General features: G+C 68.8%; 21 protein-coding genes and 1 tRNA gene. 12 read left to right on the forward strand and 10 right to left on the reverse strand.

The features are described 5' to 3' along the window. Nucleotides 1-44: 44 nt before the first annotated feature. Genes ACFWN2_RS44835 through ACFWN2_RS44845 form a run of 3 tightly spaced genes read left to right on the forward strand, consistent with a single transcriptional unit; the run spans nucleotide 45 to nucleotide 2,454 of the window. Entirely contained in the window at nucleotides 45-296 is a 252-nt protein-coding gene (locus ACFWN2_RS44835) for a hypothetical protein (RefSeq protein WP_382436829.1), read from the forward strand. A gap of 44 nt (nucleotides 297-340) precedes the next feature. Beyond that, on the forward strand, nucleotides 341-1,333 hold the full coding sequence (locus tag ACFWN2_RS44840) for an ArsA-related P-loop ATPase (RefSeq protein ID WP_382436830.1): 993 nt from the start codon (nucleotides 341-343) through the stop codon (nucleotides 1,331-1,333). Then, nucleotides 1,330-2,454: an ArsA family ATPase gene (locus tag ACFWN2_RS44845; RefSeq protein WP_382436831.1), complete on the forward strand. Its 1,125-nt coding sequence runs from the start codon at nucleotides 1,330-1,332 to the stop codon at nucleotides 2,452-2,454. Before ACFWN2_RS44840 ends, ACFWN2_RS44845 begins: the two co-directional genes overlap by 4 nt. Here ACFWN2_RS44845 and ACFWN2_RS44850 read toward each other — a convergent pair whose 3' ends face one another. Further along, nucleotides 2,455-2,745: a WhiB family transcriptional regulator gene (locus ACFWN2_RS44850; RefSeq protein ID WP_382436832.1), complete on the reverse strand. Its 291-nt coding sequence runs from the start codon at nucleotides 2,743-2,745 to the stop codon at nucleotides 2,455-2,457. A gap of 237 nt (nucleotides 2,746-2,982) precedes the next feature. On the opposite strand from ACFWN2_RS44850, the gene ACFWN2_RS44855 reads away from it, so the two are divergent. Further along, entirely contained in the window at nucleotides 2,983-5,415 is a 2,433-nt protein-coding gene (locus ACFWN2_RS44855; RefSeq protein ID WP_382436834.1) for a transglycosylase domain-containing protein, read from the forward strand. Here the strand turns inward: ACFWN2_RS44855 and ACFWN2_RS44860 are convergent. Continuing rightward, entirely contained in the window at nucleotides 5,412-6,059 is a 648-nt protein-coding gene (locus tag ACFWN2_RS44860) for a GntR family transcriptional regulator (RefSeq protein ID WP_382436835.1), read from the reverse strand. The genes ACFWN2_RS44855 and ACFWN2_RS44860 overlap by 4 nt on opposite strands. A 53-nt stretch (nucleotides 6,060-6,112) precedes the next feature. Here ACFWN2_RS44860 and ACFWN2_RS44865 point away from each other — a divergent pair, with 53 nt between their 5' ends. Next, on the forward strand, nucleotides 6,113-6,826 hold the full coding sequence (locus tag ACFWN2_RS44865; protein ID WP_382436837.1) for a haloacid dehalogenase type II: 714 nt from the start codon (nucleotides 6,113-6,115) through the stop codon (nucleotides 6,824-6,826). 43 nt (nucleotides 6,827-6,869) lie between these two features. On the opposite strand, the gene ACFWN2_RS44870 is transcribed toward ACFWN2_RS44865, so the two are convergent. Further along, nucleotides 6,870-7,340, reverse strand: coding sequence for a GatB/YqeY domain-containing protein (locus ACFWN2_RS44870; RefSeq protein WP_382436838.1), 471 nt, complete (start codon nucleotides 7,338-7,340; stop codon nucleotides 6,870-6,872). Between the two features lie 68 nt (nucleotides 7,341-7,408). Here ACFWN2_RS44870 and ACFWN2_RS44875 point away from each other — a divergent pair, with 68 nt between their 5' ends. After that, nucleotides 7,409-8,362 carry a metallophosphoesterase gene (locus ACFWN2_RS44875; RefSeq protein WP_382436839.1) on the forward strand — a complete coding sequence of 318 codons (954 nt, stop codon included), beginning with the start codon at nucleotides 7,409-7,411 and terminating at the stop codon, nucleotides 8,360-8,362. Between the two features lie 19 nt (nucleotides 8,363-8,381). Next, a tRNA-Pro gene (locus ACFWN2_RS44880) sits at nucleotides 8,382-8,455 on the forward strand. A 65-nt stretch (nucleotides 8,456-8,520) separates the two neighbouring features. Here the strand turns inward: ACFWN2_RS44880 and ACFWN2_RS44885 are convergent. Then, a complete protein-coding gene (locus tag ACFWN2_RS44885) occupies nucleotides 8,521-9,090 on the reverse strand; it encodes an SMI1/KNR4 family protein (RefSeq protein WP_382436840.1) in 570 nt (189 codons plus the stop codon). Nucleotides 9,091-9,492: 402 nt separating this feature from the next. On the opposite strand from ACFWN2_RS44885, the gene ACFWN2_RS44890 reads away from it, so the two are divergent. Together ACFWN2_RS44890 and ACFWN2_RS44895 are read left to right on the forward strand one after the other, a co-directional pair. Continuing rightward, nucleotides 9,493-9,720, forward strand: a complete 228-nt coding sequence (locus tag ACFWN2_RS44890) for a hypothetical protein (RefSeq protein ID WP_382436841.1) — start codon at nucleotides 9,493-9,495, stop codon at nucleotides 9,718-9,720. A 10-nt stretch (nucleotides 9,721-9,730) separates the two neighbouring features. Continuing rightward, nucleotides 9,731-10,027: a putative quinol monooxygenase gene (locus tag ACFWN2_RS44895; protein ID WP_382436842.1), complete on the forward strand. Its 297-nt coding sequence runs from the start codon at nucleotides 9,731-9,733 to the stop codon at nucleotides 10,025-10,027. On the opposite strand, the gene ACFWN2_RS44900 is transcribed toward ACFWN2_RS44895, so the two are convergent. Beyond that, nucleotides 10,020-10,499: a GAF domain-containing protein gene (locus tag ACFWN2_RS44900; protein WP_382436843.1), complete on the reverse strand. Its 480-nt coding sequence runs from the start codon at nucleotides 10,497-10,499 to the stop codon at nucleotides 10,020-10,022. The two genes, ACFWN2_RS44895 and ACFWN2_RS44900, sit on opposite strands and share 8 nt — an antisense overlap. 166 nt (nucleotides 10,500-10,665) lie before the next feature. Here ACFWN2_RS44900 and ACFWN2_RS44905 point away from each other — a divergent pair, with 166 nt between their 5' ends. Both ACFWN2_RS44905 and ACFWN2_RS44910 read left to right on the forward strand, forming a co-directional pair. Continuing rightward, entirely contained in the window at nucleotides 10,666-12,477 is a 1,812-nt protein-coding gene (locus tag ACFWN2_RS44905) for a prolyl oligopeptidase family serine peptidase (RefSeq protein WP_382436845.1), read from the forward strand. A 621-nt stretch (nucleotides 12,478-13,098) separates the two neighbouring features. Next, a complete protein-coding gene (locus tag ACFWN2_RS44910; protein WP_382436846.1) occupies nucleotides 13,099-14,103 on the forward strand; it encodes a BtrH N-terminal domain-containing protein in 1,005 nt (334 codons plus the stop codon). Between the two features lie 4 nt (nucleotides 14,104-14,107). On the opposite strand, the gene ACFWN2_RS44915 is transcribed toward ACFWN2_RS44910, so the two are convergent. The 3 genes from ACFWN2_RS44915 to ACFWN2_RS44925 all read right to left on the reverse strand — a co-directional run bounded on the left by ACFWN2_RS44915 (nucleotide 14,108) and on the right by ACFWN2_RS44925 (nucleotide 15,677). Then, nucleotides 14,108-14,584: a Dps family protein gene (locus ACFWN2_RS44915; RefSeq protein ID WP_382436848.1), complete on the reverse strand. Its 477-nt coding sequence runs from the start codon at nucleotides 14,582-14,584 to the stop codon at nucleotides 14,108-14,110. Nucleotides 14,585-14,599: 15 nt separating this feature from the next. Beyond that, nucleotides 14,600-15,022 (reverse strand): organic hydroperoxide resistance protein, encoded by a 423-nt coding sequence (locus ACFWN2_RS44920; protein WP_089908046.1) that lies wholly within the window; start codon nucleotides 15,020-15,022, stop codon nucleotides 14,600-14,602. Between the two features lie 82 nt (nucleotides 15,023-15,104). Continuing rightward, nucleotides 15,105-15,677: an NADPH-dependent FMN reductase gene (locus tag ACFWN2_RS44925; protein WP_382436849.1), complete on the reverse strand. Its 573-nt coding sequence runs from the start codon at nucleotides 15,675-15,677 to the stop codon at nucleotides 15,105-15,107. A gap of 65 nt (nucleotides 15,678-15,742) precedes the next feature. Here ACFWN2_RS44925 and ACFWN2_RS44930 point away from each other — a divergent pair, with 65 nt between their 5' ends. Continuing rightward, nucleotides 15,743-16,795, forward strand: coding sequence for an alpha/beta hydrolase (locus ACFWN2_RS44930; RefSeq protein ID WP_382436850.1), 1,053 nt, complete (start codon nucleotides 15,743-15,745; stop codon nucleotides 16,793-16,795). Here ACFWN2_RS44930 and ACFWN2_RS44935 read toward each other — a convergent pair. Together ACFWN2_RS44935 and ACFWN2_RS44940 are read right to left on the reverse strand one after the other, a co-directional pair. Next, a complete protein-coding gene (locus tag ACFWN2_RS44935; protein WP_382436851.1) occupies nucleotides 16,771-17,946 on the reverse strand; it encodes an MFS transporter in 1,176 nt (391 codons plus the stop codon). The two genes, ACFWN2_RS44930 and ACFWN2_RS44935, sit on opposite strands and share 25 nt — an antisense overlap. Then, nucleotides 17,943-19,136, reverse strand: coding sequence for an MFS transporter (locus ACFWN2_RS44940; protein WP_382436852.1), 1,194 nt, complete (start codon nucleotides 19,134-19,136; stop codon nucleotides 17,943-17,945). Before ACFWN2_RS44940 ends, ACFWN2_RS44935 begins: the two co-directional genes overlap by 4 nt. Nucleotides 19,137-19,168 lie beyond the last annotated feature (32 nt).

Genomic DNA, 19,168 nt, shown 5'->3' on the forward strand with positions numbered 1-19,168 from the left:
TTGGCCGCCTGCGGGGTTCGCGAGCTTCGGGCTACCTTGATCACATGGAGACCTGGCGGATCATCGCCACCAGCCTGTTCGCGGCCGGCGGGCTGGTGATGGTGCTCGTCGCCATGGCCCAGGTGCGCGACCGCAAGCACAGCCAGCGCGTCCAGGTCGTGCAGGCCGGGATCATCGGGCTGGTCGTGGTGGTCATCGTCACGGCGAGCATCGCGCTGTGGCTGCCGTCGGTCGTGGCCTGGGCGCTGGTGGCCGCGACCGCCATGGCCGTTCTCTTCCTCACCATGGTGGATTGACCGACCGATCCACCTTCGACCGAATTCACACCTAGTCTGGACGTGTGACGTCGTGGACCGAGGAGCTGACCCGAGCCCGTCTGCACGTGGTCTCCGGCAAGGGCGGCACGGGCAAGACGACGGTCGCGGCCGCGCTGGCGCTCGCGCTCGCCACCGGTGGCCGCCGGGTGCTGCTGGTCGAGGTCGAGGGCAGGCAGGGCATCGCCCAGCTCTTCGACAGGGCCCCGCTGCCCTACTCCGAGGAACGGATCGCGTCCGCGCCGGGCGGTGGTGAGGTGCACGCGCTCGCCGTCGACGCCGAGGCCGCGCTGCTGGAGTACCTGGCGATGTTCTACAACCTCGGCTTCGCGGGCCGCACGCTGCGCAAGATGGGCGCGATCGAGTTCGCGACCACGCTCGCGCCCGGCCTGCGCGACGTCCTGCTGACCGGCAAGGTCAAGGAGTGCGTGAACCGGACGGGGCCGGACGGCCGCCACCTCTACGACGCGGTCGTGCTGGACGCGCCGCCCACCGGGCGCGTGGTCAAGTTCCTCGACGTCACCAAGGCCATGGCCGACCTCGCGAAGGTCGGGCCGATCAAGGGGCAGAGCGAGGGCGTCGTGCGGCTGCTGCACTCCGGTGACACCGCGGTGCACCTGGTCGCATTGCTGGAGGAGATGCCGGTGCGCGAGACCCTTGACGCGGTGACCGAACTGGACGGCGCGGACCTGCGTCCCGGCGCGGTGTTCGTCAACCGGGTCCAGCCGGCGCGGCTGCCGGCGCGGTCGGTCCCGGTCGCCGCCGCGGGCAGGCTCGACGAGTCGCGCGTGCTCGCGGGGCTGAAGACCGCCGGGCTCGACCTCGACGAGTTCACCCTCGAAGGCCTGGTCGACGAGACCGTGGAGCACGCCATCCGGGTGCGGTCCCAGCAGGAGGCCAAGGAGCTGCTCGGCGAGTCGGACCTGCCGACGCTGGAGCTGCCGGACCTGACGGACGGGGTGGACGTGGCCGCGTTGTACGAGCTGGCCGAGGTGCTGGTCGCGGCAGGAGTCCGATGAACAAGCTCGAGTTCGACCCGCTGCTCGACGACCTGCAGACACGCGTCCTGGTGTGCTGCGGTTCCGGCGGCGTCGGCAAGACGACTACAGCGGCGGCGCTGGCGGTGCGCGCGGCCGAACGCGGCAGGCGCGTGGTCGTGCTGACGATCGACCCGGCGAGGCGCCTCGCGCAGTCGCTGGGCCTGCGGGAACTGGACAACCACCCGCGCGAGGTCGTCGTGGACGGCTTCGAGCCCAAGGGCGAGCTGTTCGCGATGATGCTCGACATGCGTCGCACGTTCGACGACATGGTCCTGACGCACGCGGGCCGCGACCGGGCCGACCAGATCCTGTCGAACCCCTTCTACCAGACCATTTCCTCGTCGTTCTCCGGCACGCAGGAGTACATGGCGATGGAGAAGCTGGGCCAGCTGGTGGCGCAGGACGAGTGGGACCTGATCATCGTCGACACCCCGCCGTCGCGGTCGGCGCTCGACTTCCTGGACGCGCCGCAGCGGCTCTCGACGGTGCTCGACGGCAGGTTCATCAGGATGCTCTCGGCGCCGGCACGGGCGAGCGGCCGCGGGTTGATGAAGATCGTCGGAACCGGTTTCAGCCTTTTCACGCGGGCCGTCTCGACGATCGTCGGCGGCCAGCTGTTGCAGGACGCTTCAACTTTTGTTCAGGCTTTCGACAGCATGTTCGGAGGATTCCGCGAGCGCGCGCAGCGCACGTACGAACTGCTCCGCTCTCCCGGAACCGGTTTCGTGGTGGTGGCGGCGGCAGAACCCGACGCGTTGCGCGAAGCGAGCTATTTCGTGGAACGGCTCAGCGCGGAGAACATGCCGTTGTGCGGGCTCGTCGCGAACAGGACGCATCCCGTGCTGGCGGCGGACCTGCCCGCGGCGAAGGCGCTGGCCGCAGCGGACGATCTCGACCGCTCCGGTGACGCGCCGCTCGCCGCGGCAGTGCTCCGGCTGCACGCGGACCGGGTGGCGGTCGCCGATCGAGAGAAGCGGCTGCTGGCCCGGTTCACGCGTGCTCACCCCGGCGTTTCGCTGGTCGGCGTGCCCGCATTGCCTGCTGACGTGCACGACCTCGACGGCCTGCGGGAGATAGGTCGCCGGCTCGCCGGCGAGTGACTATCCGACCTTCGTGTCCTCTGTGTGCTCTTGACGTGCGTTGTCGAGCAGTTCGAGCCACGAGTCCACGTCCGGGCGGCGGCGCAGCAGAGCACGGCGTTCGCGCTCGGTCATGCCGCCCCAGACACCGAATTCGATCTTGTTGTCGAGCGCTTCGGCCAGGCATTCCATGCGCACCGGGCATCCCAGGCACACGAGCTTCGCCTTGCGCTGCTCCGCACCTCGGACGAAGAGCTGATCCGGCTCTTCGTCACGGCACGAAGCGTTGATACGCCAATCCCCCTGGTTCATATCCCCCACTCCTCAGTGCTGTCCAAATGTGGAAATCCGCCACACCCCTGCCACGGATGCCGTAGCGTTCGAGCTACGGCTGCATTCCTTGGACGTTGACGGACTGTAGTGCCGTTCGGTTCCCACTCCAAGCCTGGGTCACCCGACTGTTACCTGTCTTGCGTATGTCTACTCATGCTGAGTAACGGCACTTACTGATCACCTTCACCCGTTCGTGTACGGCGTACGCTGGCCCGCGTGCGAGTCAGGAATGGCGTGCTCAAGATGCTCGGCCTGTGCCTGCTGGCTGGGGTTCTCCTCGCCGGCATGCTGTTCCCAGTCGTGGGTGCGACAGGCCTCGTCTCGAACCGGGCCAGCGACACCGTGGACAGCATCTCCGCCGACCTCGTGACGACGGATCCTCCGTTGATCACGACGGTCACCGACAAGGAGGGCGCGCCGATCGCCTACCTGTTCGACCAGTACAGAGTGCTGACACCGCCCGAGAAGATCTCGCCGACCATGAAGGCGGCGCTGATCTCGGTCGAGGACCGGCGGTTCTACGAGCACCAGGGCGTCGACTGGAAGGGCACGATCCGCGCGGGCCTGACGAACCAGGTCAGTGGCTCGGTCTCGCAGGGCGCGTCCACGCTGACCCAGCAGTACGTCAAGAACTACCTGGTCCACGTCGTGGCGCGGAACAACAAGCTGGAGCAGGCCAAGGCCCAGGAGCAGACCATCGCGCGCAAGATGCGCGAGGCCCGGATCTCGTTGCAGCTGGAGCGCAAGCTCGGCAAGGAGGAGATCCTCGCCAGGTACCTCAACGTCGTTCCATTCGGTTCGACGATTTACGGCATCGCGGCGGCCGCCCAGGCTTACTTCAACACGACTCCGGACAAGTTGACGGTTCCTCAGGCCGCGATGCTCGCGGGAATGGTGAACAGTCCGTCAGCACTCGACCCCGAAGCGTATCCGGACAAAGCTTTGGACCGGCGCAACAAAGTCATCGACCGCATGGTCGAGAACGACAAGCTGTCGCGCGACGCGGGTGAGGCGGCGAAGAAGGAAGGCCTCGGTCTCGCGACCCCGGTCCGCACTCCGCCGAACGGGTGCGTCGGCGCCGGTCCGGAGAACGGCTTCTTCTGCTCGTACGTCGTGAACTACCTGCAGCGCGCGGGGTTCAGCGAGGAGCAGCTGCGCACCGGCGGCTACACCATCCAGACCACTTTGGACAGGGCGGCCACCTCGCAGGCGAAGGCGGCGGCCGAGGCGGGCGTCGCCAAGACCACCGACGGCATCGCGAACACGATGGCGATCGTCAAGCCCGGCAAGGAGCGCCACGAGGTGCTGGCGTTGGTCGCGAACCGCGACTACGGCCTGAAGTCCGACCTTCGGCAGACGACGTACGACCTGCCGAGCGGCGTCGAGAACAAGTTCGGCGCGGGCTCGATCTACAAGGTCTTCACGGCCGCGGCGGCGCTGGAGAAGGGCCTCGGCATCGAGAACGTCATCCCGACGCCGACCTCGCACGTCTCGCGCGTGTTCAAGGGTGGCGCCCAGCGCTGCCCGAGCACCGGCGAGCCGGGCACCCGCTGGTACTGCCTGTCGAACTTCGACTCCAGCTACCCGTCGTCCATGTCACTGCAGCAGGCACTCGCGACGTCGCCGAACACCGGCTTCGTGATCCTGGAGGAGCAGACCGGCATGGACGCGGTCGTCGACATGGCCTCGCGGCTGGGCATGCGCGAGACGATGGCGACGAACCTGCAGGGCACCAGGCCCGACCCGAAGGCCAAGGACAAGCAGAACCGCATCTCGCAGACCGAGTTCTACAAGCAGAACGGCGGCAACGCGTCGTTCACGCTGTCCCCGGCGCCGGTGTCCACCCTGGAACTGGCGAACGTGGCCGCGACCATCGTGAGCGGCGGCAAGTGGTGCCCGCCCACGCCGATCGCGAAGGTGCTGGACCGCAACGGCAAGGGCGTCCCCGTCAACGAGGCGCCGTGCGAGCAGGTCGTCGCCGAGGGTCTCGCGAACGGTCTCGCCGTCGGCATGAGCAAGGACGACGTCGGCAACGGCACCGCGGCCCAGGCGGCCCGCAACGCCAAGTGGACCCGTCCGATGATCGCCAAGACGGGCACCACCGAGGAGTACAAGTCGGCGGCGTTCATCGGCGCGACCCCGGACTTCGCGGGCGCCGTGCAGACGTTCAACGACGGCACCTCACCGCGTCCGATCTGCCTGGGCGCCCAGCCCCGGTTGTGCGGCAACGGCAACATCTTCGGCGGCACGATCCCGGCCAAGACGTGGTTCGAGACGATGACGAAGATGCACGGGACCATGCCCGTGGCGCAGCTGCCGCAGGTGGAGCAGCGGTACCTCAAGGGCGGCCGCGAGATCCAGGTGCCGGACGTCGTGGGCAAGCAGATCAACGACGCCACGCGGATCCTGGAGCAGGCCGGCTACAAGGTGAGCCAGCAGTCGGTGAACTCCGAGAGGAACAAGGGCACCGTCGTCAGCCAGTCGCCGCGCGGCAACGCGTTGCGCGGCACGGTGATCAACCTGTCGGTGAGCTCGGGGTACGTGCCGCCGCCGGTGGCCACCGAACCGCCGACGCAGGAGCCTCCCAAGCCCGGCAACCCGAACGAGCCGCCACCGATCACGCTGCCGACCGAGCCGGAACCCCGTTAGCGGTCGAGCATCGCCTTGAGGCGCGCGACGCTGACGTCGACGTGCGCCCGGATCTCGGCGACCGCACCGTCGCGGTCGCCGAGCCGGATGGCGTCGAGGATGGCCCTGTGCTCGGCCACGACCTCGTCCGGCGTCTCGGTCCTGCTGAGGACCGTGAGGTAGAAGCGCAGCTCCTTGGTCAGCGCGGCGAAGAACTCGTCCAGCCGCGTGCTGTCGAGCAGCGCGACGATGGCCTGGTGGAACGCGAGGTCGCGGTCGACGATCGCGCCACCGGTCCTCGCCGCCTCGACCAGGTCGTCGAACGCCTTGGTGATCGCGTCCAGCTGCTCGGGGCGCGGGGTGCGGGCGAGCGCGGCCGTCTCCAGGCGTTCGCGGGCGGTGTAGAGCGCCTCGATCTTCTCCGGCGTCGGCGCGATGACGACGGCGCCGCGGTTGACCTCGTAGCGGACCAGGCCGGTCAGTTCGAGGATCCGGACAGCCTCGCGGATGGTGTTGCGCGCGACGCCGAGCTCCGCAGCGATCGCGCTCTCCCTGAGCCTGTCACCAGGGCCGAAGGCGCCGGCCATGATCCGTTCGGAGAGGCCGTCGGCCAGCTGCTGGGCCGTGGTGGTGCGGCGCACTTCGAGGCCGTCGAGGGCTGACATGCGGTCAGTTTAACCAGTTGCCCTACAGTTCAACTGTACTACAGTTTGTCGGCATGGACCTCACCGCGTTCAAGGCGCTCAGCTTCGACTGCTACGGCACGCTCATCGACTGGGAGGCGGGGATCGCCGCGGTGCTCTCGCCGTGGGCACTCGAACAGGGGCTCTCACTGTCCGACGAGGAGCTGTTGCTCGCGTACGCCTCTGCGGAAGCCGAGGTGGAGGCGGCGGAGTTCGCGCTGTACCCGGAGGTGCTGGCGTCCGCGTTCCGGCAGACCGGCGCGGCACTGGGACGCGAGGTGAGCGACGAGTGGGCTCGGCGGCTGGGTTCGTCCGTGCCGGACTGGCCGGCGTTCCCCGACTCCGCGGACGCGTTGGCACGCCTGGCCTCGCACTACCGGTTGATCATCCTGTCGAACGTGCACCGCGACGGGTTCGCCGGCAGCAACCGGCAGCTGCGCGGGGACTTCGCGGCGATCATCACCGCGGAGGACGTCGGCGCGTACAAGCCCGCCGAGAACCACTTCCGGGCGCTCGACTCCACGCTCGACTCGTTGGGGGTGGAGCGTTCCGAACTGCTGCACGTGGCGCAGAGCCTGTTCCACGACCACGTTCCGGCCAAACGCGAGGGCCTGCGGTCGGTGTGGATCAACCGGCGGCACGACAGGCCGGGCTGGGGCGCGACGCCGGAGCCGTCCGGCGAGTTCCGCTACGACCTGGAGTTCGGGTCGATGGGCGAGTTCGCGGACGCGGTCGACAAGGCGTTCTGAGACTCGGGGTGCCGCAGCGGACTGATCCGCTGCGGCACGTTCGTCAGCCTGCGAGCTTGGACTTCACCGCGGCGGCCACCCGGCCACCGTCGGCACGCCCGGCGACCTCGGCGTTGACGGCCTTCATGACCTGGCCCATCTGCTTCTGCCCCGGCGCCTCGCCGAGCTGCGCGGCGACGGCGTCGTACGCCTTGTCCACAATGGACGCCAGCTCCGCGTCGTCGAGCTGCTTCGGCAGGTAGTTCTCCAGCACGGCGAGCTCCTGGCGCTCCAGCTCGGCCTTCTCGGCACGGCCGGCACCGTCGAAGGCCTCCGCGGCCTCCTTGCGCTTCTTAGCCTCGCGCCCGAGGACCTTCAGGACCTCCGCGTCGGTCAGCTCACGGGCCTCCTTGCCGGAGACCTCCTCGTTCGTGACGGCCGTGAGCGCCATCCGCAGCGCACCGGCCGTCACGGACTCCCGGGCCTTCATCGCCACGGTCAGGTCGTTCTTCAGCCGCGTCTTCAACTCCGCCATGAGGCAGAACGGTACCGCCCGCCGGATGCCGCGCCGATCGAGTTAACGCCCTTCCGTACCCTTGACGCGTGAACAAGCTGGGCCGAGCCCTCCTCGCCACGACCGCAGTCGGCGCCGCGACCATCGCGTACGCGGCGGGAATCGAGAGGAGGCACTGGACCCTGCGCACCGCCACGGTGCCGGTCCTGTCTCCCGACGCCAAGCCGATCCGAGTGCTGCACATCTCGGACCTGCACATGACGCCGAACCAGGTGTCGAAGCAGCGCTGGGTCGCCGCGCTGGCCGACCTGAACCCGGACTTCGTGGTCAACACGGGCGACAACCTCGCGCACAAGGACGCCGTGCCCGGCACGTTGCGCGCGCTCGGCCCGTTGCTGGACAAGCCGGGCGTGTTCGTCTTCGGCAGCAACGACTACTACGCGCCGAGGCTCAAGAACCCGGTCCGCTACCTCCTGCCGTCCGCGAAGACCAAGCGCATCCACGGCGTGACGCTCCCGTGGCGCGACCTCCGCGCGGGCATGATCGAGCGGGGCTGGGAGGACCTCACGCACCTCCGCAAGACCATCAAGGTCGGCGACCAGGAGATCTTCTGCGCGGGCCTGGACGACCCGCACCTCAAGCGCGACCGCTACGCCGACATCGCGGGCACCCCCGACCCGTCCGCCGCGCTGCGCCTGGGCGTCACGCACTCCCCGGAACCGCGCGTGCTGGACCCGTTCGCCGCCGACGGCTACGACTTCGTGATGGCGGGCCACACCCACGGCGGCCAGCTCCGCATCCCGTTCTACGGCGCCGTCGTGACGAACTGCGAACTGGACCGCGGCCGCGCCCGCGGCGTTTCCCGCTGGGGCTCGCACATGTGGATGAACGTGTCCGCCGGCATGGGCACTTCGCCGTACGCGCCGGTGCGCTTCTGCTGCCCTCCGGAGGCTTCTCTGCTGACCCTCGTCCCGAGGCCCGTTACGCCTGGTCAGGGGCGAAATGAGGGGGTCCGATTCGGAGCTGGCGCGGACATGATGTAGAGTTCTACATGTTCCCAGCCGGGGTGTGGCGCAGCTTGGTAGCGCGCTTCGTTCGGGACGAAGAGGTCGCAGGTTCAAATCCTGTCACCCCGACTGAATAAAACAAATCAGCTCCTGTCCGCAGAAATGCGACAGGAGCTGATTTGTTTTGTTGCCTCTCAGCGAACAATCGGCCATTCGGTGCGGAAATCGCCCTCCAGCCACTCCACCACCGCGTCGAGCATCGCGTCGACATTCGCCCAGAGCGGTTCCTCGTCCGCGCCCTCCACCTCGTCGAACTGCATCACGCAGCCGTGCAGCGGCCCCTCGCGGAGGTCGGCGAACAGGTAGGTGCCGGACGCGTCGACCGCGACCGGGACGAACAGCGGCAGCCACAGGTCCCCGATGGGCGACCCGGCGGATTCGGCGAGCTTGCGTGCCTCGTGGGCGTCGACGTCCACGATCTCCGGGGCGACCGCGACGTCGCGGCGGATCTCCATCATCATCTCGCGGACCTCCAGCGCCTGAGCGACGCCGAGCGGGCTGTAGAACTCCGGGACGAGCGGGGTGTAGTCCCCGCTCTTCAGCCCGCCGCACTCCTTCCACCACGCCGCCAGGCCGGCGGGCAGCGGCGCGCCGACGACCTCCTGCGCCGCGGCCAGTTCAGCGGCCGTGGCGGGAGGCTGGAACTTGGCGTGCAGGGCGGGCGCGTTCGAACGGAGCCACGCGTCGGCTCGGGACCAGCTCATGCGTCAGATCTTCGCCGACACCGGCCGGACCGGGCGCGGTGGGAAGGACGACGCGAATTCCATTCAGTTGTGAATTCATCTCAGCTTTTGTGTCGACAAGTCGACCAGAAGGTCCTTGACCACACAGAGTCGAAGGTCCCTTCTGGACGTCGAAAAGGACATCAGCCTTCCCGATAAGCCACCCGATCGTGTGATGCGTCTCGACACGAGCAGCCGTAGACCGCACCGTGTTTACATGACATAGGGGCATCGTTCCGCATCAAACCATACGAGACGAACACGTAGCGTTAACCCTTACGAGTGAAGGTTGACGGTTCAACTCACGTTGCGTAACGGCCAACTTGATCCAAACGACGTAGGCAGTGGTTCAGCCCTCGTTGAATAAACCGGGAGATGTTCGTGATGGACTCCACCTCCGCCGTCAATCCGTCGAACAGGTCGCGAATCGTCATCGCGGCCAAGGCAATTGTGGTGCTGCAGTCCCTGGGGATCGTTTACATGCTCACTTCGATGTGGATGACGGTCGCGGTCGCCGCCGGATTCGCGGTGGTCTACTTCGCGGTCAGGTCGTTGTCGCGCGCGTCCAGGCAGGTCGACCGGATCTTCGAGGAGGAGCTGGAGCGGCAGTAGGCTCGGCGCCGTGCTGACGCGGGTGTCCGAGGCCTTGGTGAAGCCGGGCCGGGAGCAGGAGTTCGTGGCCGCGGTGCTGGATCTCGTGAGGACGTTCCCCGAGATCTACGACGGGCTGGTGGGGCACGAGGTGCTCGTCGACCTCGACGACCCGCAGCGCGTGCGCTACGTCAGCCGATGGCGTGACGAACAGGCTCTGGAGAACTACGCGGGTGCCGGGTGGCGCACCGACCCGGTGACGTTCCCCGGCGAGGACGAGTACCTGCAGCGGCCGTTGACCCTGCGGCACTTCCGCCACGTCAGCTGATGAAGCCCCGCGCGGGCAGGCCCTCCGGGAAGCGTTCCAGCGCCTCGCCGGCGGCGCGGGCGAGCGACTCCAGCGTCTCGGTCTCCTCGGGGGTCGCGGTGTGCGGGACCGCCCAGTAGCAGCCGATGGCGCCGAGTGGTTCCGGACGCAGGATCGGAGCCATCACGAGGCTCTTCACGAATGTCGGCCGATACGCTTCCTGGGGAATCCTGGAATCGAAGCGAATGTCCCTGATCGCGACGGTTTGACGATTGTTCATCGCCCAGCCGCTGATGCAGTTCACCGCCGGGAAGCGCTGGCCCTTCCACAGCGGACTCATCGAGTCCTCGTCCGCGTAGTAGCACTGGTCGCCGTCGAGCAGCACCAACGTCGCACCGTGCGCGGCCAGCGAGGACCTCGCCGTGGTGCGCACGATCCGTTGCACTTCCTCCAACGTGTCGGCCCCGGCGAGGCGCTCCATCGTTTCCAGCATGCCTCAACGTTAACTCCCACCGGCGCCCGCACCTAGATTTTCTGTTTCGATCAACGAATCGGCGCAACGATTCAGTGAGTTCGCAACAAAGATCTTCCGCACTTCGTGCGGGGCGGTCGTGTCGTGCGGACCCCCGGAACCTCGCCGCGGACTCTAGTGTTGAAGCGTGACAACGCACCCTTCTCCCGCCATTCCGGACCAGCTCTTCGAGGACTCCGCCGCCGAGACCCGGTGGCGCGAGCGGTTCACCGCCCCGAGGATGAGCCTGCCCGGCTGGGCCGACGACGCACCGGACCGCACGCTGTACGTCTCCAACGCGAGCGGCGTGTGGGAGATCTACTCCTGGGACCGCGCGACGGACGAGCACCGCAAGGTCACCGACCGCCCCAACGGCACGTCGCACGCGACGCTGAACCCGGACGGCACCGAGATCTGGTGGTTCGACGACCACGACGGCGACGAGTTCGGCGTGTGGGTGCGCGAGCCGTTCAAGGCCGACGGCAGCAAGGCGGAGCCCGCCGTCGCCGACGTGACGCCCGGCTACCCGGCCGGTCTGGAGATCGGCCGCACCGTCACGGCGGTGGCCGCGTCGACCGACGACGGCACCACCGTGTGGCTGTCCCGCGAGGGCAAGGCCGAGGTGCTCTACCAGCACGTCAACGACGCGGGCGTCACCGCGTTGTCGAAGGACGAGTCGCTCGTCGTGATCGCGCACTCCGAGCACGGCGACAACCGGCACATGGCCCTGCGCGCGTTGAACGCGGAGACCGGCGAGAAGGTCGCCGAGAAGTGGGACGGCAAGGGCAAGGGCCTCGACGCCATCTCGTTCAGCCCGGTGCGCGGCGACCAGCGGCTGCTGGTGCTGCACGAGCGCCGCGGCCGCGAGGAGCTGCTGATCTGGGACGTCGCCGCCGACACCGAGCGGGAGATCGTCCTCGACCTGCCGGGCGAGGTGTCCGCCGACTGGTACCCGGACGCGTCCGCGTTGCTGATCGTGCACACCCACCACGCCCGCAACACCGTGCACCGCTACGACCTCACGACCGGCGAACTGTCCACTCTGGACACCGCACCCGGCGTCGTCGGCAGCGCTGGAGTGCGCCCGGACGGCACGATCGAGTACTCGTGGTCGTCCGCCGAGAGGTCCACGGTCATCCGCGCGCTGGCCACCGACGGCACCGAGAGCGTGCTCGTCGAGCCCGCCGGTGCCAAGCCCGCGACGTCGTTCAAGCTGGAGGACGTGTTCGTCGGCGACGTGCACGCGCTGGTCTCGAAGCCTGACGGCGAGGGCCCGTTCCCGACCGTGTTCCTGATCCACGGCGGCCCGCACTCGTCCGACGAGGACCGCTTCTCCGCCTACCGCGCGGTCTGGCTCGACGCCGGCTTCGCCACGGTGCACGTGAACTACCGCGGCTCCAGCGGCTACGGCTCGAAGTGGCGCGACGCCATCGAGGGCAGGCCCGGCCTCACCGAACTGGAGGACATCGCCGCCGTGCAGGACTGGGCGATCGAGTCCGGCCTCACCGACCCGTCGCGCTCGGTGCTGAACGGCGCCTCGTGGGGCGGCTACCTGACCCTGCTCGGCATCGGCACCCAGCCGTCGCGCTGGGCGGTCGGCGTCGCGGGCGTCCCGGTCGCCGACTACTTCGCCGCCTACGAGGACGAGATGGAACCGCTGCGCGCCTTCGACCGCGCGCTGTTCGGCGGCTCCCCGGAAGACCTGCCCGACCTGTACCGCGAGTGCTCGCCGCTCACGTACGTAGACCAGGTCACCGCGCCGGTGCTGATCCTCGCGGGCGAGAACGACCCGCGCTGCCCGATCCGGCAGATCGACAACTACCTCGACGCCCTCGCTTCGCGGGGTCACACGTACGAGATGTACCGCTACGACGCGGGGCACGGCTCGCTGGTGGTCGCGGAGACGATCCGGCAGACGGCGGCCGAGGTGGACTTCGCGCGGAGGCACCTGGCGAAGTAGCTGGTTGTGCCGGCTGCTGGTTGTGCCGGCTGCTGGAGGGCTGGCGGCTGGCGCGCATGATCGCGAGTTGTCCACAGGCCGCCGAGGAGCTGACCTGCGGTTACCTGTCCTTCGGTAGCCTGTGGACAGAGCGGGAACCAAAACCGGGACCTGCGCGTTGCGTCATGAGGAATCACGCGGGGAGCGGTCGGCGGCCTCCCCGCGAACGGCGGTGACTGCGCCGATGCGTGGGACGGCTGCGGCTGTTGCAGCAGCTCTGATGCGTGAACGGCTGCAGCTCTGATGCGTGGAGCGGCTCCGATGCGCAGACGGGTTGCGCGGGGCTGCGACAGCGACGCTCCACCGGTCGCCCGAGGCGGATCCGATCGCGGGTCGCTGAAACCTCGCGGCAAGCGTGCGGCGGACGTAGCCTGGTAAGGGCGCTGCCGAGCGCCTCACCTCCTGATCGGTCACCCGCGCTGACCGGCGTCGCGGAGGCAAAGGGGACCCCTGTCCTCCCGGCGCCGGTCAGTCGCGTCAGGTGTGTGCACGAGACGTGTCAGGCGTGTGCACGAACGCAGCCCGGACGAGCAAGAGCAAGGCGCGGGGAACGGCTCCGGCGCGTCCGCGGAAGGCAAAGCCATGACCGAGCAGAGGTCGTTCAAGCGCCTGGTTCGCGCCCGGATGGAGCGCACCGGCGAGTCCTACACCACCGCCCGCAGGCACGTCCTCAAGGACGCGCGGCCCATCGGGCGGATGCACGACTCCTGGTTGTTGAGGGAGGTGCTCGACGACGAGTGGTCCGAGGCGATGCTGGCGGGGCTCGCGGGCGGCATCGGGTTCATGTACTTCGTGTTCGAGTACAAGGGACACGCGCCGATGATGACGATCGTGGCCCGGCACCACCCGGCGCCGTTCATCCCGACCGCGCTCCAGCACGCCGGCATCGCGCACGAGGTGACGTCCACGACGTCCGCGCGGAAGGCCGAGCAGCGGTTGCGCGCGGCCGACGGGCCGGTGATCTGCCTGCTGGGCAGGGAGAAGCACCCGGTCGGGGTGGTCGGAACAGACGGTGATCAGGTCACCGTGCTCGGCGGTGGGAGCAGCGTGCTCGGCGGTGGGGGCAGAGGCAGCGCGGGCACTGGACGCGGCACCCACGTCCGGCCCCTCGCCGAGTTCATGGCCGACTGGGCCGCGGCCAAGCACGAGCTGATCAGCATCGGCGAACGGACAGGAGAGTCGGACGTCGCGAAGGCCGTCCGGATGACCTGCGAACACCTCACCGGGCCCGTGCTGGGCAACAACTTCGACGTCAACTTCGGGTTCTCCGGCATGCGCAAGCTCGCGGAACAGCTCCGGGACAAGGGCAAGAAGGGCTGGACCCAGCGGTGGGCCGGCCACGAGAGCGTCGTGCGGCAGCGGCTGCACGACTGCCTGGAGGTCGAGTACACGGCGCCCGGAGCCACGCGGCCGCTCTACGCCGAGTTCCTCGACGAGGCCGGGCTGCCGGGGGCGCAGGAGTTCACGGAGTCCGGGAGGCTCTGGTCGGAGATCGCCGCCAACGGCGACTACGACGAGCTGGCCCGGAAAGTCGACGAGGCCCGTTCCGTCGAGGAACGGGCCATCCGCCGGCTGATGTCGAGCTGACGAGCTAGGCGGACTGCGCCTGCCACATCCAGTGGGCCTGCTCCAGGTCCTGCGTGATGCCGATCAGCAGGTCCTGGGTGACGAGGTCGGGCTTGTCCGTCTCGTCGATGCGGCCGCGCATGCGGGAGATCAGCGACGCCAGGGAGTTCGTGATCGACGTGACGACCTGGTCCTCCTTCAGCCAGCCGCTCTCGATCTCGGGCACGCCGGACGACGCGGCGATGGTCTTCGCCGTGCCGTTCGGCGTGACGCCGAGAGCGGCCGCTCGCTCGGCGACCTGGTCGGCGGCGTTGCGCGCCAGGACGACCAGTTCGTCCAGCTGGAGGTGGACGCTGCGGAAGTTCTTGCCGATCACGTTCCAGTGCGCCTGCTTCCCGATCAGGGACAGGTCGACCAGGTCGACGAGCGTCGCCTGCAGGATGGCGCCGACTGCATCGCGGTCGGCGTCGGCCAGCGGGCTGGTGATCGGGTTCTTGGCCATGTGAAACGCGCCTCCTCAGACGGTGACGGTGAGCGCCACCTCGATGTTGCCGCGCGTCGCGTTGGAGTACGGGCAGACCTGGTGGGCCTGCTCGACGAGCTTCTCCGCGACCGCCTGGTCGAGTCCGGGGATCTTCACCGCGAGTTCGACGGCCAGCTGGAAGCCGCCCGCGCCGTTGGATCCGATGCCCACCTTGGCGGTTACCTCGGAAGACGCAACTTGAATCTTCCCGGCGCGCGCGACGGCTGCGATAGCGGAGTTGAAGCACGCGGAGTAACCGGCTGCGAAGAGCTGCTCCGGGTTGGTCGCCTCGCCGCCGGGGCCGCCCATCTCCTTCGGGACCGACAGGATCTCGTCGATCACACCATCGGAGGAACGCACCTCGCCGTTGCGGCCTTCGCCGTAAGCAGTCGCCTCAGCCGTGTACAGCGCTTCCATTCCGCTCTCCCTTGAGTCAGTGGGCTCATTGCCTTTCACTCAGGGAGAACGCATCGTGCACGACTTAAATTCCGATCGTGACTCAGTTCACGTCGGAGATGGGCCTGCGGAGGGCGAACTCGGCGACCTGACGGCCGACGATGCGCAGGTTGCGGTCGACGTCGGCGTCCGAGCAGGAGCCGTCGCCGTCGAACTTGACCTGCGCGGAGTTGATCGCGGCACCCAACGGCGTGGGCCAGCCGCGCAGCGCGTGCACGATCGAGCGCACGGCGGTCAGCGTGTTCACCGCGGCCTGCCAGCCGTACGCGGCGGTGACGGTGCCGACGGCGCGGCCGTCGAGGTACGGGCGTTCGTCGTCGCGGAGGTCCTCGATGTAGTCGAGGGCGTTCTTGACCAGGCCGGACACGGTGCCGTGGTAGCCGGGCGACACCACGATCACGCCGTCGCACCGCCGCAGGTCCTCGACCATCCGCAGGGCGACGTCCGTGCGTTCGGGCACGGACGGGTCGTAGAACGGGAGCACCAGGTCGGGGCCGCTGTACTGGATCGTATTCGCACCGAGCTCGCGAGCACCCTCAAGCGCCACCCGCAGCGCCCGCTCGGACTGCGAGTCGGGCCTGATCGAGCCGCCGATGCCCACCACCGTCACCGTCATGCCATCGATCCTTCCACCTCCAGATAACTGGAGATCCAGCGCTACTCGCTAGTAACCTGCACCACATGTCGAACTTCCAGGCGGCCGTGCTGGCCGGTGCTCTGCGCTTCGCGTTCGGTCTTCCCGGCCCTGTGCGCCGCCTCATCGCCGGCAGCCCCATCCGCCTGGACGGCCAGGACCTGCACCCCGAGGCCCAGTTGCTGCTGAAGCTCCAGCAGCTGTCCGGGACGGAGTGGCGCACCAGGTCAGCATCCGAGAGCCGACTGGACCTGGAGTTGAGTTCGAAGCTCGTGGCGGGTCCGAAGATCACCGGGGTGGGTGCGAGAGAGCTCACGATCGGGGAGTTCGCCGGACGTCTCTACACGCCGCTGGGCCTCGCCACCGGCTCCCCGCTGTTGATCTTCTACCACGGTGGCGGCTGGGTGACCGGAAGCCTCGACAGCCACGACCAGCTCTGCCGGTTCCTCGCGAAGGAGGCCGGGGTCAGGGTGCTGGCGGCCGACTACCGGCTCGCCCCGGAGGCGCCGTTCCCCGCCGCGGCCGACGACGCCGCTGAGGTGCTGCGCTACGCCGTCGCGAAGGCCGAGGACCTGGGAATCGACCCGAAGCGGATCGCGCTCGGCGGCGACAGCGCGGGTGGCAACCTCGCCGCGGTCACGGCCCACGGCGCCGAGGTCGACCTGGCGTTCCTGCTGCTCCTCTACCCCGGCGTGGACGCGTCGGTGCGCCGCCGGTCGCGCGAGATCTTCGGCAACGGGTTCTTCCTCACCGACGAGAAGATGGACTGGTTCCTCGACCAGTACTCGAAGGGCGGCGAGCACCGCCACGACCCGCGCCTGTCGATCATGCTGGCCGAGGACCTCTCGAACCTGCCCCCGACGTACATCGCGACCGCGGGCTACGACCCGTTGCGCGACGAGGGCGAGGCGTTCGCGGAACGGCTGGCGGCCGAGGGCGTGCCGGTGGTGCTGCGCCGGCACGAGGGCCTCTTCCACGGCTTCGCGAACGTGCTCGGGGTCGGCGGGATCTTCCGCGAGGCCGTGTCCGAGGCCGTCGGCGCGCTGCGGACCGGCTTCGCGCTGGCCAACTCCGCTCAGGACGTGGCGGAGACCGCCTGACGCTGCCGCGACAGCACCCAGCCGACGCCGGCGACCAGCAGTCCGGCGAGGCCGGCGACGACGAAGCCGAGCGGGGGTCCGCTGTGGTCCACTGCGACCCCCGCGAGCGGCTGACCAGCGGCGACGCCGAACGTGAACGCGGAGCCCTGCAGTCCCAGGGCCAGCCCGCGAGCCGTCGGCGGGGCGTTCTTCGCGATCAGCTCGGACGAGGCCGTGATCGTCGGCGCGCACGCGAGGTTCATCGGGATCAACGCGAGCGCCAGCAGCCACACGTTGCCGTCGCCGAGGCCGACAGGGATCTCCAGCAACGCCATGCAGGCCAGGAGGACCACGCCGGTCGGCACCCGCTTCAGACTGCCGTAGACGAGCCCTCCCAGAGCAGACGCCGCGCACATCACGAAGAAGATCACCCCGAGCCAGCTCTGCTGTCCTGAGCGCTCCAGCGAGGCGATCGCCGAGATCTCCATGCCCGACAGCACCATCGTGGCGCCGAACGGGACGATCAGCGCGGCGATCATCGGCCCGCGCAGCCACTGCCGCACCGGAGGCGGCGGGCCTTCCACGACGTCGTCCTCGTGCAGCAGCACTGGGTTCACGGCGAACAGCACTGCGCTCGCAGTCAGGATCGCCACGCCGATCACGACCAGGGCCGTGCCGGTCGAGAACTTCGTCGCGATCAGCACACCGGCGGCGGGCCCGACCATGAACGACAGCTCGACCGAGATCGAGTCGAGCGAGAACGCGGGCCGGCGCTGGGGTTCCGGCACGATCGCGGTGAGCGCCTGCCGTCCGATCGACATCACCGGCACCGCCACGAGCCCGTTGGCGAACGCCAGCACGAGCAGCACGTAGTAGTCCATCAGCGGCGCCGTCACCCAGAACGCGCCTTCGAGCAGGCTCAGCGCGAGCACGAACCGCAGGCCGCGCGTGTCGACGAGCTTGCCCATCAACGGCGACCCGAGCCCGAGGCCGACCATCGTCGCGAACCCGACCGTACCGGCCGCCGCGTAGCCCTTGTCGAGCGTGGTGACGACGTGCAGCGTCACGGTGACGCCCGCCGCCGTCGGAGGGATCCTGGCGAACAGCATCAGCAGCATCAGGGGACGGACCCCCGGCAGCGCCAGGACCGACTTGAACGGGGCGAGGTTCACGAGGACATCGTCACCCGGCTGGCAACAGGTTTGCTCTGCCGGGCGAGCAGCCACGCGACGCCCGCGACCAGCAGCCCGATGACGCCGACGATCGCGAACCCGGCCGGTGCGCCGGCCCTGTCGATCGCGACGCCCGCGATCGGCGCGCCGATCGCGTTGCCGACGGTGAACGCCGACCCCTGCAGGCCGAGCGCCAGCCCGCGGGCGGTGGGCGGCGCGAGCCTGCTGATGTGCTCACCGGACGCCGCGATCAACGGCGCGCACATGAGGTTCATCGGCACGAGGAGCAGGCACAGCAGCAGCACGTTGCCGTCGCCCAGACCCACCGGAATCTCCAGGGCGGCCATGAGGACCAGCAGCACCAGCACGCTCGGCACCCGCTTCACGCCGCCGTAGACCACTCCGCCGACGATCGACGCGGCGCACATCGCGAAGAACACGGCGCCGAGGTAGCTCTGCTTGCCGATGTGCTCCAGCGACGCGATCGCCGAGACCTCCATGCCCGCGAGGCACACGGTCGCACCGACGCACACGACCAGCACGCCGACGATCCGTCCGCGCATCCACTCCAGCACGCGGGGCTTGGGCCCGTCGGCGACGACCTCGTCCTCGTGGATCATCGGCGGGTTCACCCAGTACAGCAGCACTCCGGCGACCAGGATCGAGCTGCCGATGAACAGCAGCGCGGCGTTCGTGGAGAACTTCGTCGCGACGAACACCCCGAGCGCCGGTCCGCCCATGAACGACAGCTCGACCGAGATCGAGTCGAGCGACAACGCGACCCGGCGCCTGCTCTCCGGCACCAGCGCGGTGATGGCCTGCCTGCCGATCGACATCATCGGCACGCCGAGCAGGCCGACGGCGAACGACGTCACCAGCAACGTCCAGTAGCCCATCAGCGGCGCCGTCAGCCAGAACGCCGCCGAGGCCGTGACGCTGATCGTGAGCATCGACCGCAGTCCTCGCTCGTCGATCAGCCTGCCCATCAGCGGGGCGCCCAGCCCCATGCCGATCGTGCCCGCCGCCCCGACCAGTCCCGCCGCGCCATAACCCCTGTCCAGCGTGACCGCGACGTGCAGCGTCAGGATCACGCCGGTCGCCGCGGGAGGCATCCGCGCGAAGAACATCAACAGTGCCAGCGGACGCACTTTGGGCAGCATCAGGACGTGTTTGAAGGGGGCGAGGTCCACACCGCCATCCTCACGCGGATGGCAAAAGGTTT

It is taken from the genome of Lentzea sp. NPDC058436 (genome assembly GCF_042721515.1).
In the GTDB taxonomy this organism is placed as follows: domain Bacteria; phylum Actinomycetota; class Actinomycetes; order Mycobacteriales; family Pseudonocardiaceae; genus Lentzea.

Coding starts and splice junctions, on each gene's coding strand:
- ACFWN2_RS44835 (WP_382436829.1), top strand. CDS start 45: ATGGAGACCTGGCGGATCATCGCCACCAGCCTGTTCGCGGCCGGCGGG.
- ACFWN2_RS44845 (WP_382436831.1), top strand. CDS start 1,330: ATGAACAAGCTCGAGTTCGACCCGCTGCTCGACGACCTGCAGACACGC.
- ACFWN2_RS44850 (WP_382436832.1), bottom strand. CDS start 2,745: ATGAACCAGGGGGATTGGCGTATCAACGCTTCGTGCCGTGACGAAGAG.
- ACFWN2_RS44860 (WP_382436835.1), bottom strand. CDS start 6,059: ATGTCAGCCCTCGACGGCCTCGAAGTGCGCCGCACCACCACGGCCCAG.
- ACFWN2_RS44865 (WP_382436837.1), top strand. CDS start 6,113: ATGGACCTCACCGCGTTCAAGGCGCTCAGCTTCGACTGCTACGGCACG.
- ACFWN2_RS44870 (WP_382436838.1), bottom strand. CDS start 7,340: ATGGCGGAGTTGAAGACGCGGCTGAAGAACGACCTGACCGTGGCGATG.
- ACFWN2_RS44885 (WP_382436840.1), bottom strand. CDS start 9,090: ATGAGCTGGTCCCGAGCCGACGCGTGGCTCCGTTCGAACGCGCCCGCC.
- ACFWN2_RS44890 (WP_382436841.1), top strand. CDS start 9,493: ATGGACTCCACCTCCGCCGTCAATCCGTCGAACAGGTCGCGAATCGTC.
- ACFWN2_RS44900 (WP_382436843.1), bottom strand. CDS start 10,499: ATGCTGGAAACGATGGAGCGCCTCGCCGGGGCCGACACGTTGGAGGAA.
- ACFWN2_RS44910 (WP_382436846.1), top strand. CDS start 13,099: ATGACCGAGCAGAGGTCGTTCAAGCGCCTGGTTCGCGCCCGGATGGAG.
- ACFWN2_RS44915 (WP_382436848.1), bottom strand. CDS start 14,584: ATGGCCAAGAACCCGATCACCAGCCCGCTGGCCGACGCCGACCGCGAT.
- ACFWN2_RS44920 (WP_089908046.1), bottom strand. CDS start 15,022: ATGGAAGCGCTGTACACGGCTGAGGCGACTGCTTACGGCGAAGGCCGC.
- ACFWN2_RS44925 (WP_382436849.1), bottom strand. CDS start 15,677: ATGACGGTGACGGTGGTGGGCATCGGCGGCTCGATCAGGCCCGACTCG.
- ACFWN2_RS44930 (WP_382436850.1), top strand. CDS start 15,743: ATGTCGAACTTCCAGGCGGCCGTGCTGGCCGGTGCTCTGCGCTTCGCG.